Annotated in this window: 18 protein-coding genes; 3 read left to right on the plus strand and 15 right to left on the minus strand. The window is 64.4% G+C overall.

From position 1 onward, the window contains the following. Window positions 1-5: 5 nt before the first annotated feature. The 3 genes from BG457_RS06775 to BG457_RS06785 are packed head-to-tail and all read right to left on the minus strand — an operon-like array spanning window position 6 to window position 5389. Window positions 6-4040, minus strand: coding sequence for a baseplate multidomain protein megatron (locus tag BG457_RS06775; protein ID WP_071796271.1), 4035 nt, complete (start codon window positions 4038-4040; stop codon window positions 6-8). 9 nt (window positions 4041-4049) lie between these two features. Further along, a complete protein-coding gene (locus tag BG457_RS06780) occupies window positions 4050-4508 on the minus strand; it encodes an NlpC/P60 family protein (protein WP_071796272.1) in 459 nt (152 codons plus the stop codon). After that, entirely contained in the window at window positions 4505-5389 is an 885-nt protein-coding gene (locus tag BG457_RS06785; RefSeq protein WP_071796273.1) for a DUF2163 domain-containing protein, read from the minus strand. The genes BG457_RS06780 and BG457_RS06785 overlap by 4 nt, the downstream gene beginning before the upstream one ends. 74 nt (window positions 5390-5463) lie before the next feature. Between BG457_RS06785 and BG457_RS20180 the strand changes: the two genes are divergently transcribed. After that, on the plus strand, window positions 5464-5640 hold the full coding sequence (locus BG457_RS20180) for a hypothetical protein (protein ID WP_175546753.1): 177 nt from the start codon (window positions 5464-5466) through the stop codon (window positions 5638-5640). Window positions 5641-5667: 27 nt separating this feature from the next. Here BG457_RS20180 and BG457_RS06790 read toward each other — a convergent pair whose 3' ends face one another. From BG457_RS06790 to BG457_RS06810, 5 genes are all read right to left on the minus strand, one after another. Then, window positions 5668-6294 (minus strand): DUF2460 domain-containing protein, encoded by a 627-nt coding sequence (locus BG457_RS06790; RefSeq protein WP_071796274.1) that lies wholly within the window; start codon window positions 6292-6294, stop codon window positions 5668-5670. 76 nt (window positions 6295-6370) lie between these two features. Then, window positions 6371-7102 (minus strand): hypothetical protein, encoded by a 732-nt coding sequence (locus tag BG457_RS19915; RefSeq protein WP_139257597.1) that lies wholly within the window; start codon window positions 7100-7102, stop codon window positions 6371-6373. A 233-nt stretch (window positions 7103-7335) separates the two neighbouring features. Further along, a complete protein-coding gene (locus BG457_RS06800; protein WP_071796276.1) occupies window positions 7336-9516 on the minus strand; it encodes a phage tail tape measure C-terminal domain-containing protein in 2181 nt (726 codons plus the stop codon). Continuing rightward, window positions 9497-9694 (minus strand): DUF7697 family protein, encoded by a 198-nt coding sequence (locus tag BG457_RS06805; protein ID WP_071796277.1) that lies wholly within the window; start codon window positions 9692-9694, stop codon window positions 9497-9499. The genes BG457_RS06800 and BG457_RS06805 overlap by 20 nt, the downstream gene beginning before the upstream one ends. A gap of 41 nt (window positions 9695-9735) precedes the next feature. Beyond that, entirely contained in the window at window positions 9736-10191 is a 456-nt protein-coding gene (locus BG457_RS06810; protein ID WP_071796278.1) for a hypothetical protein, read from the minus strand. A gap of 59 nt (window positions 10192-10250) precedes the next feature. On the opposite strand from BG457_RS06810, the gene BG457_RS20185 reads away from it, so the two are divergent. Beyond that, entirely contained in the window at window positions 10251-10421 is a 171-nt protein-coding gene (locus BG457_RS20185; protein ID WP_175546754.1) for a hypothetical protein, read from the plus strand. Between the two features lie 18 nt (window positions 10422-10439). On the opposite strand, the gene BG457_RS06815 is transcribed toward BG457_RS20185, so the two are convergent. Then, window positions 10440-11381, minus strand: a complete 942-nt coding sequence (locus tag BG457_RS06815) for a phage tail tube protein (RefSeq protein WP_071796279.1) — start codon at window positions 11379-11381, stop codon at window positions 10440-10442. 26 nt (window positions 11382-11407) lie between these two features. Beyond that, on the minus strand, window positions 11408-11830 hold the full coding sequence (locus BG457_RS06820) for an acyl-CoA transferase (protein ID WP_071796280.1): 423 nt from the start codon (window positions 11828-11830) through the stop codon (window positions 11408-11410). Between the two features lie 91 nt (window positions 11831-11921). On the opposite strand from BG457_RS06820, the gene BG457_RS06825 reads away from it, so the two are divergent. Further along, a complete protein-coding gene (locus BG457_RS06825; protein WP_071796281.1) occupies window positions 11922-12683 on the plus strand; it encodes a hypothetical protein in 762 nt (253 codons plus the stop codon). A gap of 85 nt (window positions 12684-12768) precedes the next feature. On the opposite strand, the gene BG457_RS06830 is transcribed toward BG457_RS06825, so the two are convergent. The 5 genes from BG457_RS06830 to BG457_RS06850 are packed head-to-tail and all read right to left on the minus strand — an operon-like array spanning window position 12769 to window position 16222. After that, on the minus strand, window positions 12769-13401 hold the full coding sequence (locus BG457_RS06830; RefSeq protein ID WP_071796282.1) for a DUF6441 family protein: 633 nt from the start codon (window positions 13399-13401) through the stop codon (window positions 12769-12771). After that, window positions 13398-13709 (minus strand): head-tail joining protein, encoded by a 312-nt coding sequence (locus BG457_RS06835; protein WP_071796283.1) that lies wholly within the window; start codon window positions 13707-13709, stop codon window positions 13398-13400. The genes BG457_RS06830 and BG457_RS06835 overlap by 4 nt, the downstream gene beginning before the upstream one ends. Next, complete coding sequence (locus BG457_RS06840) at window positions 13709-14722, minus strand: major capsid protein (RefSeq protein WP_071796284.1); 1014 nt, start codon at window positions 14720-14722, stop codon at window positions 13709-13711. Before BG457_RS06840 ends, BG457_RS06835 begins: the two co-directional genes overlap by 1 nt. A 24-nt stretch (window positions 14723-14746) precedes the next feature. Then, on the minus strand, window positions 14747-15118 hold the full coding sequence (locus tag BG457_RS06845; protein WP_071796285.1) for a head decoration protein: 372 nt from the start codon (window positions 15116-15118) through the stop codon (window positions 14747-14749). A 6-nt stretch (window positions 15119-15124) separates the two neighbouring features. Then, window positions 15125-16222, minus strand: a complete 1098-nt coding sequence (locus BG457_RS06850) for a head maturation protease, ClpP-related (protein ID WP_071796286.1) — start codon at window positions 16220-16222, stop codon at window positions 15125-15127. Between the last annotated feature and the right edge of the window lie 4 nt (window positions 16223-16226).

Consider the following 16226-nt stretch of genomic DNA (forward strand, 5'->3'; position numbering starts at 1 on the left):
TTTGGTCAGAAGAAGAGCGTGACGGTCCGCGCGGCCCCGCGTCCGATCAGGGCGGAGAGCTGTGCGATACGGATGCTCAGCGGGTCGCCGGGGCCGAGCAGCGCGCCCCAGTCGGCGATCTGGTCAGTGCTGGAATAGAGCGCGCTCGTCGTGTTTGTACTGATCGTGCGTTTCACCGATGCGCCATCGAGGATATCGACTTCGTAAGCCTCAAGCTCTTCCCCGAGCGGCACATCGCCTGCGCCCCAGTTATCTGCCGAGAGTGCGCGCGAGCGGCGCACCCATCGGATTGTCAGATCGCCGGGGCTCCGCGCTCTGCGCCAGGGCTGCTGGACATGGGCCACCGAGAAAGGCCGCAGCCCGGCGCCTTCCGGCGTGAAACTGGCCGCCACATAGCTGTCATCACTGGGCGGGCGCGCGGCGGGTCCGATGCGCCAGTTCCATGGCAGGCCCAGATCGGCCTCGGAAATCGGCAGTGGTGTGAGGCTGTCATCAAGGACGACCACGCGCGCACCTTCCGGCGTGGGATCGCCCATGGCGCTTTCCGTGCCACGCTGGCCGCGCAACAACCGCGTCAGTCGATAGCGCCCCGGCGCGATCAGCTCGGCCGTGCCTGCCTGCACGATCTCCCACTGGCCAACGCCCGTTTCCACTGCCAGCGCATTGGCCCCGCCATAAAGGGCAATGTCCGTGACACTTTCCAGCGTGCCTGCGAACAGGTCGATGATCAGGTCATTGCCCAGATCGAAGCGGGAGGTGGGCCCAGCATGGAAATCTGCGACCAGCAGGCCCATCCGTGCCCGACTGCTGAATATGGTCAGCAGCTCGAACCCGTCGCTCGCGGGGCTGCGATAGACGGCCATCTCGCCGGGCCATGGCCGCGCATGGGCGGCGATCAGCGGGCGGTGCGGGGCAATCTCCTCGCGCAGCTGGGGCAGGTCGAGAAACAGCAGATCGGGTGTGCCAAACACCATGGGCGTGGCCAGTGTCGCGGGCCGAGGATTGCCGGGGGGCAGATCGTAGATCGCACGGTCCTGCCGCAGGGCCTCAACGCTGCGAAACGTGGAATCTGCCAGTGAGACGAGCCGCAAATCGACCTGCCGTCCGTCATGGTCGAGCGCGATCACATCGCAGGGATCAAGCGCAAGGCGCGACGGCGGCAGCCGAAACACGGCTGTTTCGCGCCCTGACCAGGCTTCCATCAGCGCGCGGCGACAGCGGCGCTCGGCCTCTTCGGGCGGCACGGCCATGGGGAAGCTCTCAAGCGCAATGCGGGATGTGTCCACAGTGATGCGCTGCGCCTCAACCTGTGCGGCGTCATAATCCTCATCGGCGCGCGCGACCTGCCATTTGAGGGCTTGCGGCAGCTCGGTTTCCTGCGCGCGGGTGAGTTCCAGAACTTCTGCTCCGGAGGCACCATCGGCGCCTGCGCCGGTTCCCGCAGCGACCATATCGTCACTGCTGATCACGGTGACGGCAGCGCGACCACGCATGACAAAGCGGATCACACCGCCCGTCTCGACGGCATCAAAGCCGAAATGCCGCGCGAGGGTCGCGATGGAACTGCGCGGGCTTTCCAGTGCTGCGATCACATAGCCCTCGACAGCGCCCCAAAGGCCCGAGACATCGATGCGGTCCTCGGGCAGCCCAGCGCGCAGGCAAAGCTGGCGGACGAGGGCGGCCAGCGACACAGAACCCAGCCGCCCGGTCAGCCAGTGCCCGAGCCGCCAGTTCGGGCCATCGGTCCAGACACCGGTGAGCGCGGGGAAAAACGGATAGGGCCGGGCATCCCATGTCCAAGCGGCGCATTCGGGGACATGCACCATCCGGTCGCCATAGACGGTGGACACCGGGTTGTTGTCTGCCTCGCCCCACCAGAGATAGCTTGCCTCCAGATAGGCGCGCTGGATCGCATCATCGCGCCAGCCGCGCGAGAAATAGGGGACAAAGCTCTCCGAGGATTTCGGGTCGAAGAAGACATTCGGCTGGTTGGTGCCGCGATCGACAGCAGGACAGCCCAGCTCGGTGAACCAGACAGGTTTCGACTGCGGCAGCCATGCGGTGGGTGTGCCGCTTTCGACCCCGCCGGGGCGGTTGAAATGCGGTTCGGACCACCAGCTGTGCAGATCCTTGTAGCGAAACACCCATGACTTGCCATGTGCGCCGTCAGCAATGGCCGTGCGTAGTTGCGCCGCGCGATCACCGGCGCTGGCATAGAACCACTCAAACCCTTCACCGCCTGCGATATTGGATTGCAGATAGGCGCGGTCATGGATGGCAGGCCAGCCAGTAAGCGCGTCGGCATGCGCAAACCCGTCGCGCCAGTCCGAGAGTGGCATATAGTTGTCGATGCCGATGAAATCGATGTTCGTGTCGGCCCAGAGCGGGTCGAGGTGGAAAAACACATCATTGCTGCCATCATCAGGCTGATGGCCGAAATATTCCGACCAGTCGGCGGCATAACTGATCTTCGTCCCGGACCCGAGAATGGCGCGGATATCTGCGGCCAGATCGCGAAACGCCTGCACCGCCGGATAGGTGGACGCGCCCGAGCGGATTTGCGTGAGGCCGCGCATCTCGGTGCCGATCAGGAAGGCGTCGACGCCCCCGGCCACAGCACAGAGATGCGCATAATGCAGGATCATCCGGCGCAGACCCCAGTCATTGGCAGGGCCGGTCCAGATCACACTCTCGCCCAGAATGGCGAAACTGCCCGGCGTCGCACTGCCGAAGAAACTCGCGACCTGCGCGGCGGCATTCGCAGTCTGATCGGCGCTGCCTGCAAAACCTGCCGCTGGCGAGCAGGTGATCCGCCCGCGCCATGGGAATTTGGGCTGACCGATATCGCTCGCATTGTCGCTATAGGGATCGGGCAGCGTGTTGCCTGGCGGCACATCCATCATCAGGAAGGGATAGAAGGTCACGCGCAGCCCGCGCGCTTTCAGCTCCCGGATCGCCTGCACGACGGCGAAATCCGCAGGCGTGCCACCATAGACCGGACGATCTTCGGAATCACGGCTCACCAGCTGCGCCGTCAGCCGCGTCACGCCATTCACGGTCCAGCTTGCATTTGGCGTGGATTTGTCGATGAATTCGACCTTGGGCCGGATCGTGCAGTTGCCTGCGCGCAGATCATCGCCGAACCAGGACACCACGAGGCTGACGCTTTCGACGCTCGGCACAATCGCCTGCAAGCGGTCCAGCGCCACGACCATATCGGCGGTGTCGGCGACTGCATTGGAATTCTCGGCGCTGCTGGTGCCGCCAAGTGTCATGCCGAACAGACCGGAACCGATATTTCGCCCACCCTCCACCTTGCGCACGACATCTGTCGCATAGGTGAACTCGCCTGCCGAAGGAATCAGCGTCACCGCGCGGGTCAGCCCTTCGGCCGTGTCGGGATCCGCGAGCGGGCGGAACACTTCAAAGGTCAGCTGCGGGATGCGGTTTCCATAATCGCCGAGCGGCAGGTCTTCGAACATGACATAGGCTGTGCCGCGATAGGCGGGCGTGTTGGCGGCCCCCATCCGGGCCACAATATAGGGATCAGGCTGCTGCGCGTCATCGCCTGTATACCAGCGCCTGGTGATGCCAGAGAGATCGAGCGGCTTGCCATCGGCCCAGATGCGCCCGATGCCGGTGATCTCGCCCTCACAGAGTGCAGCGGCGAATGACGCGTAATAGAGATACTCTGTCGTCCTGACCCGTGGCCCGCCGCCCTTGCCACCGCCGCGCTGCGTGGTCGTACGCGTCTCCTCCCGAAAATCCGTGGCCCAGATGATATTGCCGCCGATCCGCATGCGCCCATAAACACGCGGGACGACCGCCCCTTCGGTTGAGGAGGTGATCCGCAAGCTGTCGAGCCGCGCGCCCTCGATCCGTTGCGCAGGTGCCAGCGAGGAAATCAGCCAGCTGTCGATGGCCGAACCCACTGTCGCGCCGATCATCCCGCCGATCGCGGCACCCGACAGGCCAAGGAAGGCTCCACCAAAGCCCAGACCTATGCTGGAGCCGACAGCGCCGAGGACAAGGGTTGCCATTTGTGGAGCTCACTCAGGATTGGGGTGATCGGACGCGATAACCGGAAACAGGAAGGCAAAGGCGATGCGCCGTTGCCAGGCAGGGCTGAGCGGCTGCTCGATCACGCCGAGCCGCTCATAGGCATGGATGAAACTGTCAGGTCCGGTGAGGATGCCGACATGTTTGGCAATCGCGCGCGGCATCATGCAAAACAGGAGCAACGCGCCGGGTGGGGCATCAACCACCGGCACCTCGATCATCATCCTGCGCGCGCCCTCGGCCAGCACCTCACGTGACCCGGTTTCGCCCCAGTCCCTGCTATAGGGCGGGATCGGGAAAGGTTCGGGCCCCACAACCTCGCGCCAGACCCCGCGCGCCAGCCCGAGACAGTCACAGCCGACCCCGCGCAGGCTCGCCTGATCATGGTAGGGTGTGCCGAGCCATCTTCGCGCAGCCGCAATGACGCGGTCGGGATCAGCCGGTGTCACAGTACACCACCCTCATGCCCACCATCGCGCGAAGCGTAGCGCAGAATGGTGTCCTGACCCGGAATGTGGGGAAAGCCCCGGAAATTCGCGACATTCCCGAATTTGGCGCTGCAAGTCTCGATCCGCTTGTCGCAGCCAGCGTGGATGATGAAACCGTCGCCCTCGGTGACAGCGCGCACAGGTGCTTCCAGCAGGGTGAGAACGGCCACGCCATCCACCAGATCATGCGCCAGCACCTCCGCCCGCCGCCCGGCATTGGCACCGCTGGTCCAGTCAATCGTGCCGAAACTGAACCAGCCCGCGCTGAACCCCGCCAGCCCCGCCGCCGTGAAGGCCCGGTCACGCAGCAGGTCGATGACAGCGCCGCTTGCCTCGTAGGCCGGGTTCTCCAGATCGACGCCGCAGCGCGTATCGCCCAAGCCCGCATCGCAGCCCGCCTGAAACGTCCGCCCGACTGTCTGGCCCAGAACATGCGCGAGGCTGCGGACTTCGGCCACAAAGGCCATGCGCCCGCGCCGGATTTGCCCGACTGCGCCTCTGCGCATCAGCACCCGCTGGCTGGTATCGGCCCAGTCCACGCGCCAGAGCTCGACTTCGGCATTGTCCCAGCGCCCGTCGAGAATATCCGTCTCGGTGATCCGGTCAGAGGACAGCACGCCCTCGGCATCCTGCGCATCAACCGACAGGTCCGACCCGGCGCGGATTTCCGAGGCGGCAAAGCCGCTCTCGGGTTCAAACTCGGTGTCCTCGAACACCAATGTGCAATCATGATCAGTGAAGCCAAAGCTGACGCCATCGGCGCGGGTGATGCGCCAGCACCAGGCGAGCGTCGTCGTGCCATCATCAAGATGCGCCTGCAGCGCAGGGTCGATCTGTTTCATCGGTTTACCTTGCTTTTCTATGGCTATTTCGGCAGGTTTGGGGCCGTGACGTCGTGCAGCGAGAGTGCATTGCCATGCGGGAAGTTCCGGATACTGAGCCACGCTCGATGGCCAAACCTGCGGATGATCCGGGCATCAAGCGCGTGGACGTGCTTCAGCTTGAGCGGTTTCTGGCGGTCCTGCAGCGCGCGACACAGGCGCAGGACGGAAAGATCATCACATTCCCTGCGCGCAGTGCTGACGGCAAGTGACGCACGCGCTCGGCCTGTCTTGCGCGTCTATCGCCGGATCTCCAGCAGGGGAATGGAGGTGATCGAGCCGAGCCGTTCGATATCGAGGGTGACGTCCAGCGTGTCGCTGTCGAAGCGGACGGGCACGTCGAACTCGAAGCCTGCGGTGATGCTGACACCTGCGCCGGGCGCGGTCCCGAATGTCACCACGCCGGTCGTGGCATCCACTGACCAGCCAGTGGCCTGTTCAACCCCGCCCAGCGCGATGCGGACGGTTCCCGCGACCGGCTTGGTGATGGCGCGGGTCCAGATCGCGCTGCCGGACGTGTAGCGTTTCATGAGCGCGAAACTGGTCACGCTGCCATTGCCGGTGCCGATGGGCTGGTCCAGCGGCCCGGGGGTTTGCGAGGGCGCGCAGGATTTGTAATCCGACCAGTCCTTGAAGCGAAACCCGTGCAGCCGGCCATTGCGCGCCTCGAAGAAAGCCACGACAGCGGCCAGATCATCGGCGCGTCGAATGCCATAGGCGACATCATAGCGCCGTCGCGAATTGGCCCAGCTGGCATTGCGCTCCTCGTCACCGCTCGCCAACTCCACCACCTGCGTGCGCCGCTCGGGACCACCCCGCGCACCACGGCTGATCGCGTCCGGAAACCGGACCTCGTGAAAGGACATCTGATCCTCGTCTCAGGAAGTAGGGGTTTGCTCAGGAACCGGCTCGACTGCGGGGCGGCTATGCGGGACCTTGCGGTCATTCGCGAAAGGCGTCACCTGCTCGAATTTCGTCCAGCAACGAAATAACAGCCTTTGCCCCGCCGTGGCGGTCAATCCAATCAATCACCAGACAGGCTGAAGCCGTATAAATCGCCTCCGCCTCGGTAGCGCCAAAGCGTCGGAATGCTCGCTGATCGGAAGGCGGTTGCGGCCAATTCCCGGCTTTGCAGCCCGTGACCACGCCATTTTCTACGTCCAGATAGCGGGTGTCATGGGAGATATAGACGGCGAGGCCCTCGTCAAACCATGTTGGAACAGCTTGCGAGAAGAACCGACGATTGCTGCCGACCCTTTGGTGCAATTCCGTATGCGCAAGCTCATGCGCCAATATGGTCGTGGTTGCCCCTTCAGGATATACGAATACGAACAGGTTCATATAGGCCATCGCAAGCGGCATGGGCGATGTGCGCACTCCACATTCACCGGACAGGCAAAGTAGCCAAACAGCGTCTGACCTACGCTCTGGATAGAAATCGAGGACCAACCCTTCCGCCGTCGCAAGGTCCTGCAACGCTGCGCCTATTTGTGCATCAGTCGCCTGCTGATCGACATAAATGCGTGGCGCAACTTGGCGAAACCCCGAACATGCCGGGCAAAGATACGTCCTTACATGCGGTTCGGAATACAGGAACCATGCCAGCGCAATGCTTAAAAATACGAAAACAAATGCAGTCAGGCGGCGTAGTTTCATTGATGGCACATCAGACATTGCGCTTCCTGCGTCGGTTTCTGCGCCAGACCAGGATCAGAATACCGATGACCGACACGAAAAGCAAAACATCGACAGCAAACGACAAGATTTTCATGAGACGAGCCCGACAAACAAGCACAGCAAGGGTAGCTGCCGGTTCTATCTGGGCACGCTCAGCTCTTTCGTCAACTTCAGGGGCGACTGACCGCTTTGGGCTCCTTGTGACAATACTGCGCCGCCTCACCTTGCACCTACATCCCCCGCCGCCCGAGATTGACCGCACGGGCAATGTCTGCTGCCACTTGTGTGCGCGACTGCCGGAAGCTTTCCGCATCGCGCGCCATGATCGTGACATTCACGGTCGTGCCGCCATCGCCACCGCGACCCCCATAGCCCGCAGCCTCTCTCCGCGAGAGCACGCGCTCCCCGCGCTGCAGGATCGCGGGCACTTCGTCTGGCTTGAGCCCGGCCCAGCCGCCGGAATGCATCCGAGGCGCAGCTGCGAAGGCCATGGCAGGCACCATGCGCCCCGGGGCAGGACCGCCGACCACACCGCCTGCATGGAAGATATTGGCGAAGAGCCCGCCTGCGCCGCCCAGCACGCCAGAGAGCAGCCCTGCCAGTGGCCCAAGGATAAAGCGCCGCGCGGCGAGCCGGGCGAGATCAGCGATCATCGAGGTCACCAGATCGCGGAAGTCCAGCTTCCCCTTGCGCACGAAATCTGCCACCGCGTTCTCGGCAGCCCCGAACGCGCCCACCAGCGCCTGACCGATATCCGCAACGATATCGCGGGCCTTGTCGGCATACTCGGCGAGCGCCGCCGTCACCGCTTGCCAACCGGTCAGCGCCTCACTCGCACCGCTGGCCGTATCCGATCCGGCCTGCCGCCCCGCAGCGCCTGCGCGTCCCGCTGCTGCTTCGGCCTGATCGAGCGCGTCACTCATGCGCTGCGCCCCAGCCGTGGCCGTATCCAGCGCATCTGCGCTTTCCTCGCCCGACCCGCGCACTGCTGCGAGAAGCGCGGCCATGGCGTCGCGCGCGCCGTCAAAGGTGCTGGCAAGTGTCGCATCCGCCCGCGCGCGAAATCCCTCGGCGGAGCGCTCTGCGCGCATGATGCCTGCGTCGAAACTCGACACCCATGCCTGCACGCCCAGCGCGTCGATCTGGAAACCGGCGCCGATCACATCTGCGATCTGGTTGAAGCCCGGCGCGATCCGGCTCAGGAAATCCGCCCATGTCTGGCCCAAAAACCGCATCAGCCGCAGCCAGAGCGCCTCGATATCCGCGCGCATGGCGCGAAACCGGTCGCCAAAGGCCGACATCGAGGCCGCCATGCCATCCCAGACCGCGCGCGCGACATTTCCCATCAGCTCCAGCGCGGCCCCGAAGCCACCGGCGCCAGACACCAAGCGCCCGAACTGATAGACCAGCTCGCCAGCGCCGACGATCAGCGCACCGATGCCGGTGCGGATCAGTGCCCCGCGCAGGACGACCAGAGCGGTGGCCAGCCCGCGCACCGAGAGCGCGGCGGCGGCCAGCCCGGCCACCCAGCGCCCGGCCATGAAGGCGGCGAATGTCCCTGCGATGCTGACGAGGCGTCCGAGATTGTCAAAGAGGCCTCGGATTGCCTGACCGAGCGGGCCCGTGGTGCGGGCGACAGCGGCCATGGCATCGGCGATAGCTTCGAGCGCAGGCGCTGCGGCCACCGCCAGCTGGTTCGAGAGCCCCCGCCAGATAAGCCCCAGCCGCGAGATCGCATCATTGGTGCGCTCGATCTGCGCTGCGTCCTGATCAGACACCACCACACCGAAATCGCGCACGTCCTGTGTGGCCTGGCGCAGCGTCGCGCTGTCGATGCGCCCGAAGACCAGTGCGGCGCGATCCCCAAACAGCTGCGAGGCGACAGCGGCCCGCTCGGCCTCAGGCACAAACTGGCCCAGTGCCGCCTGAATGGTGGCAATGCGCGCATCCAGCGGCAGGCGTTGCAGCTCCTCGGCAGACAAGCGCAGCCGACGCAGCGCCTCGACGGCAGGCCCAGTGCCAGAGGCCGCCTGCGACAGACGCCGCGTCAGCTGGATCGTGGCCTGTTCGACTTGACCCATGGACACACCTGCCAGATCGCCTGCGCGTTCCAGCACCTGAATGCTGGCCACAGTGGTGTCGAGCGATGCCGCAAGCTTCGCCTGCGCGTCGACCGTTTGCAGGCCGGAGCGGATCATCGCGACGCCCGCAGCTGTGGCGGCTGCGACTGCCGCAGCTGCCGCCACCTTTACCCGACGCGCAAACCCCGCAAGCCGCCGGTTTGCCACCTCCATCTCCTGGCTCAGCCGCCCGAAGCCGCGCTTGCCAGCTTCGCCGACGCCCTCCAGTTCCGAGCGCACCTGACGCCCGCCCACAGCCGCAAGGCGGACGCTAACCCGTTTTTCCGCCATGATCTGCTTCCATCTGTTGGTTGAGTTTGGTGACCATCACGGCTTCAATGCCGGGCAGGAGTTCCGCCAGGACCAGCGTTGACACGCCCAGCGCCTGGCCCAGTGCGAGTGCCGCGCCCATGTCCCAGCCGATCACGGCACCCGGCGCGATACGCAGCTGGCCGCCAAGGCGGCCCACCAGATCCCGGACCTGCCAGCCTTCCTGCGTGAGGGGACGGTTCAGCCGCGCGGGGCAGTCCGGGCACGATCTTTCGCGGCCCTCGCAGGGTTCGCAGGCGTCGCAGTAGCACGCGCCCCCGCCGAATTCCCACTCGGCAAGGGCGCAGAGGCGTTTTTTTCCTGTTCCAGCAGCAGACCTTTCGAGACATAGGTCAGCTGGAACGCCTCGAAGATGGGCCAGATATCGAGCAGGGCGTCGATGGCCTCGGGGCTGGGGTCTATGGGCACACCATCGGCATCACCGATGCCCTCCCAATCGAGCACGGCCCGCCTTGCGAGGGCCTTCGCGAAAGCCATGGCGCGGGTCTCATCTGTGGCCTCGTCGGGCACTGCCTCGACCTCCGGATCGGCGCGTGTGGCGACCATCAGTGCGGTGGTCAGGGGGCGCAGCTGCACCCGCACGCCGGGGGCGAGATCATGCCAGCGGGGCGCGTTGGTCAGATCGAGGGTCAGCATCGGGTAACCTCATGGAAAGATACTTGTGTCATCATGGCCTCAGACAAAGAGGATCGGGTGTGTCGAGCGGGTACGAGAAGGCCGGGTGGGAGACTGTCCCAGAGCTGGGACAGTCTTCGCTGGTCTGGGACACCTTCGTGCCACCTGCCGTTGACTGGATCATGCTCACCTGCGGCTACGCGCTGAGTGGCGTCATTGTCCTGACCAGCGCGCAGTTTCTGCTTGGCTGAAACCCCTGTTGCGGTGGGTCAGTAGGCATCGATGCTGTTGACCAGCGTTGCAGTGCACATTCGGCCGACAGTCGGATCCCGCGCCGCCTGCCAGTCGAATGTCGCCTGCACGCCTTGCGGTCCCGCAATCTCGATACGCGGGCGGGGCAGATAGACCGCGTGCACGGTGAAGGTGAAGCTCTCGCCCGAGGGCAGGACATAGGCGAATTCCATGGCGCAGGGATCGCCATTGATGGCTTGCGTCACCAGCGTCTGATCGGCGAAGCGCACCTCGATGCGCCCCGTCAGCGCGGCGATGCTGGGATCGGCCCCGTCGATGCGCCCATCGGCACGGATGGTCTCGATCCGGTCGAGGTTGTTGGCATAGGTGATCTCGGCCGAGACGACATTGCCTAGATCCACGCCATTGCGCTTGATCGATCCGTTGAAATGGCCGAAGCGCTGCAGGTCCAGCGTGGCGGCTGTGCCAGCGGCGGTGGCGGCACCGACAGTTTCACCCTGTGCCACCAGTCGTGCCGTCGCGGTCAGCAGGCCCGAGCGCTGCATCTGCCATGAGAGCTGGTCCAGCACGCAGCCGGAATACATCGCATAGCGCGGTACCTCGGGCATGCCGGTCTCGATCGACATGCTGGGCAGCGCCCATGCGCCGGACTGGAATTGGTGGGTGTAGGGCACTGATGACCCTGTTGTCGTCGGGTTGCCAAAGGCGGCCTTCAGCCAGAAGCCGAAGGCCTGCGCGTCAATCGGCACCACCACATCGCCATCCGAGGTCACCGCATCCTTGATCGGCGGTAGCGGATCGCGGCCATAGCCCAGAAGCTCGCTGTTCAGGAGCGGCTGCTCAACCCCCAGCGTGGCGCTGGCGAACGGCATCCGCACAAAATCGCTCGCGGGCGGCGTGCCATAGGTCGACTCGAACGCCAGCGCCATCTGCGCCCGCGCCCCTTGGGCTCGTGCCATCGTCTCGTCTCCTGTGATGTTGGGGGTCAGGCCAGCGGGTCGACCGTGGTGTAGTGGAGGATCACCTGGATCACGGCGGCCTTCAGACTCGCCGCGCCCTCGACGGGCAGATCGGCGGGCCGTGGCGCTTCCGCCTCGATCCAGTCGCAGAGGCCGCCCAGAGTGCGGTCGGCGGCGAGCGCCGTGCCGATGCTGGCGCAAAGCGTGGCAAAGGCAGTGTCGCGATCACTGCCCTGAACCACAGCCTCGATCTCGGCGCGGTGCTGGTAGTGGTACCGCAGCGGCGACAACGTCATCTCCGGCTCCCCCGGCTCGCCGTCGCGCAGGATCAAGAGGCCAGCGGCGGGGACGCGCTCGGGCAGCACCTCACCGCGCAGCACCGGCACATGCGGCACCGCGCGCAACAGGTCCGCTAGGGCTGTGAGGATGGTTTCGCGGGGGCTGGGCACTTGCTTCTTCTCCGACGGTACAGGTCGTGCTTGCGAGTAGGTTCCGCCTCTTCTACCTTCTGGCGAAGAGTTAGTTCTGGATTGGCTTCACATGAGCAACGGTGACGAAAAAGTCTGCGAAACTGTAAGAAGTGCGCTGGTTGCGCACAAAATGGACTTTCAGGAGGGCGACATTCAACACGCAACGAAATTTACCCTGAAGTCCGGTGCCCTCTCAGCCTCGGTCAACGTCTTCAATTCTGGAAAAATTCATGTAGAAGGCAAAGCTTCAGAACTCAAGACTTGGCTGGAACAGCTCAAAGAGAGCATCGAAAAAGGCTCTGGCGGGCCCATCGCTTTGCTCCCAGCTGAAATTGAAAAATTTCCACAGACTCTCCGGGAGAGAGTCCCAGACTGTGATGACGTGGTTTTGTGGTTCTTCCAGGAGGCACTGAAATGCTACAAGGCTGATAGCCCCGCCGGTGCGGCTTTTATGCTCGGTGCCGCAAGCGAGAAGGCAATTCTCTTGCTGATAGAGGCTTATGGCAACGCCATTATTGACGAGGGGCACCGAAGCAGCTTCTTCTCGCGTGTCAATCAAAGGATGATCTCCAAGAAGTATGACGAGTTCAAGGCCTCCTACAATGGCTGCAAGAGCAAGCCTGCAGATCAAACCCTTGCGCAGGACCTCACTCAGCTACTGGACGGTGCCTTTAACTTTTACCGACACACTCGAAATGCAGTCGGCCACCCACAGATAATTCCTGACCTCGAAAAAGGTGTCATTTTGGCCAATCTTGGACAGTTCATTGTATACGTGGAACGGATCTACAACCTGATTCGGCACTTCGAAAAGAATGGCGTCGTTGTTTAGCCTTTATAATCCGCCCGCCCATCAAGTAGGAAATTTCAGGCCGCTCGGACGACACCTAATTTCCTTCGACGCAGCAATACGGCGTCTATCTCAGCCTCTCCATCACCCACTTCGCCACGATCAGCCCCGGCAGCGCGTCATGCGCCCGCTCGGCATCCCGCGCCAGGTCCAACCGCTTCGGCAGCTTGACCTGCGGCACCAGCAGGAAAATCGGCACGGTAGTCACGCCGCGCCCGGTTCTTGACCGTGACGCTACAGCGCGGCCGCGCGCGTTCAGCCGGCCCTCAGCCACCAGCAGGCTCGGACCTGTCCTGCGATAGACAAAGCGCAGCCGCAGGCCCGTCCGGCGTTCCCATTCGCCGGGTGTGATGCGCCCGCCCCGCGCGGATTTCCCGGCGGCTGGTGTCGGGATCGTCAGCCAGAAGCCGGACCTCGAGCGGATCAGTGGTCCTGTGTCATGCGCACCGACGATGACAGACGCTTTCGACCAGACCAGTGCCGCGGCATTCAGGCTCGGTTTGCGCTTCGGATACTGCTCCGAGCGGATGGTGCGCGCGAGACGCTGGCCGAGACCCGCGCCGGTGATTTGTGCGCGCCAGGCGGACTTAAGGCCGTTGCCTGCCTCGCGCGTGGCAGTGGAAACTGCACGCTCGCCCGCCTTGATTTCAGCGGCCATCATAGCGACGAGGTCCGGGGTGATATCGAGTTTCAGCTTCATGCTGGCCTCAGATTGACAGTCCAGACCAACCGCTCGCGGTCGCGCATTGGCTCACCCTGAATGTTGAAGGCTTCGCCCTCGATCTCGATCCGGTCCCCGGGCCGGGGCTCAAGCACCTCAGCCACGCGCAGGTCGATGCGGGTGGTCTCGGACCAGATCCGTGCGTCGCCGAAGCTGGCGACCTCGTCCGCGCGGCGGCTGACCACGCGGACGAGCTGGGGCGCGCCGCCCTCGGCGATGTAAACAGCGTCCCGCGCGATGTTGCCGTCAGCAAACAGACCGTCGATGGCCGCAGCAAAGGCGTTCATCAGGTCCGCCTTGCCGAGCGCAGCACCTGCGGCCGGGTGCAGATCGGCAGCGGGTTGCTTTCGATCTCCAGCCGCACCCATTCGTCGCGGTCGCGGTCGGGGATCATGCGCGCATAAAGCGGAAGGCCCACGGTGTTGACCGTTTCAAACGTATCGGCGGGGGCGTAGTAAATCTCGAACAGACCCTCGACCCCCTCGGGGTAGAAATAGGCCTTGTCGGTCGGCACGCCGAAACCGAGACCGCCCCGGTAGCGGCGGAAGGTGATGCCGCCGAAGCTGACCTCCTCGCCCACGCGCCCGCGCAGGTCGGCCGCCGCGGCCGTGTTGAGATAGGTCTCGCGCACCTCCTTATGGGCGACCAGATCGGCGAAGAAGGCCGAGCCACATTCGGCGCGCAGCTGCACCTGACCGGCGGCCAGCCCGCCAAGGCTGTCCTCGACGCTTTCGATCATCGCCTGGCAGCGCTTGCGCAGCGCCCCCGACGCGGGCGTGGCATTGTCGAGGTCGAAATCCACCTCCGCCGCCGGGGTGATGTTGAACTCGGTGTAGTAGTTGATCACCGTCGCCCCGTCCTTGGGGTCCTTCACCACGCCTTGAATGCCGTTGAAGAGGTGGAACTCGAAGGTCGCCTCGGCGTCATTGCGCAGGCGGCCCATCTTGCGCGCGACCTCGGTCTGGACCTGCTGCACGGCAGTTTCCGAGCCAAAATCGCGGATGCCCTGAATTTCCGAAGCCCAGAGCACGTCCTGCTTCTTGAACTGACGCACGACAAAAGCGCGCATTTCGCGGCGCTCGGGGATCTGGGACTCATAAGCCGAGCCGCGTTCCGAGAACGGGATCAGCTGCAGCGTGCCGTCACGGCTTTCGATCATGACGGTGCGGGTGCGCACGCCGCGCGATCCAAACAGCCCCGCGCCAGACAGGATCGCGGGCTTGAAGGGGATGTTCTCGAGCGCGCGGGTCAGCTCGATGATGGAGAAGGCATCGCCTTCAAAGATGTCCATGGTGGCCATGGGGATGTCCTTTCTTCTGAAGGGTCAGCGCTGGAGGATGCCAAGCGCCATGAGCGCCGCGATGGCGGTGTTGGTCTGGCCCTCGGTGATGCCCTCGGGCCAGATGATCTCATGGCGGTTGACGATGGCGGGGCCGCGAACCAGCACCACAGCGGGCGCGTCAGCATCCGTGGCATCGGCCTGACCCCAGAGGATGCCAGCGGCGTTCTGGCTGCCGTTGGAGGCGCCTGGTGTGAGCACAGTGTATTTGCCGCCCGAGGTGATCTTGCCCAGAACGGTGCCGGGGGCGAGCTTGCCCGCTCCGGAGGCGATGGTAACAGTTTCGCGGGTATAATCGCGCAGGACTTCCCAGACGAGGAAGCCACCGGGATATTGGCCTTTCACAAGCGTGGTCATGGGGTCTTACCCTTTCAGTTTGAAGGTGCGGGCGATGACATCGCCCCAGGGGCGCGCGGTCGGGTTTGGCCCGGGTTGCGGGTGATGGGAGGTGATTGGCGGGGATGCCTCGGCCTTGGCGGCCAGCAGTTTGGCGCGCACGGCATCCAGGCCGACGTCCTCTTCCAGAAACTTGCCTGCCATCTGCGGTTGGCCTGCCAAACGGCAGAGGTCGATCACGGCGCGGGCATGCGCCATGGCCTCAGCGCGGATTGCGCTGGCGTCAGGGGCTGCGCTGGCGCTTGCACCGCAGCTTTCCGTCGGAGCGCCCGATGGGAGGGTGTCGGCATCTGCAACACCCCCGCCGCGCGCGTTGGAACCAGATGGGGCGTCGGCTGCTGCCATCGGATCAACGTTCCCGGTGGGAACCTTGGTCGCGGGATCGGGTGCAGTGGGCGGATCGTCCCCCGCCGCGCCATCGCCCGCAACTGCGCTGCCTTCAGGCTCTGCTGGCCCGCCTTCTTGCTCAGCAACCGCCTCGACCAGTTCGGGCGGCGCATTGCGAAACCGGGCAATGTCGAAACTTGCGGCAATGCGCACGGGCTTTTCCATGCGCGTGGCGAGGCCCAGTTCCAGCGCTTCCTTCGCGTCAAACCATGTCTCCGCCGCCATGAGCGCGGCAATCTCCGCCTCGGGCTTGCCCGCTTTGGCCGCATAGCCACGCGTCATGCTGGCGGCCATCTTGTCGAGCGCACCGGCCATGTCGCGCATGTCGTCAGCCGTGCCCATGACGATGCCAGAGGGATCATGGATCATCAGAAAGGCATTTTCCGGCATGACGATCTCGTCGCCCGCCATGGCGACATAGCTGGCGGCCGAGGCCGCGATGCCATCGATCCACACAGTGACAGCCCCTGCATGCCGGGTCAGCGCATTGTAGATCGCCACGGCATCGAAGACTGACCCACCGGGGCTGTTGAGGCGCAGATCGATGGGCGCATCATCCGGCAGCGCGCCGAGTTCCGCCAGAAACCCCTTGGCGCTGACGCCATAAGCGCCGATTTCGTCATAGATCAGCACTTCCGCCCCGGAGGCCCGGGCGCGGATCGTGTACCAGCTATTCATGGTG

The sequence above is a fragment of the Natronohydrobacter thiooxidans genome, assembly GCF_001884735.1.
GTDB classification, from domain to species: Bacteria; Pseudomonadota; Alphaproteobacteria; order Rhodobacterales; family Rhodobacteraceae; genus Roseinatronobacter; species Roseinatronobacter thiooxidans_A.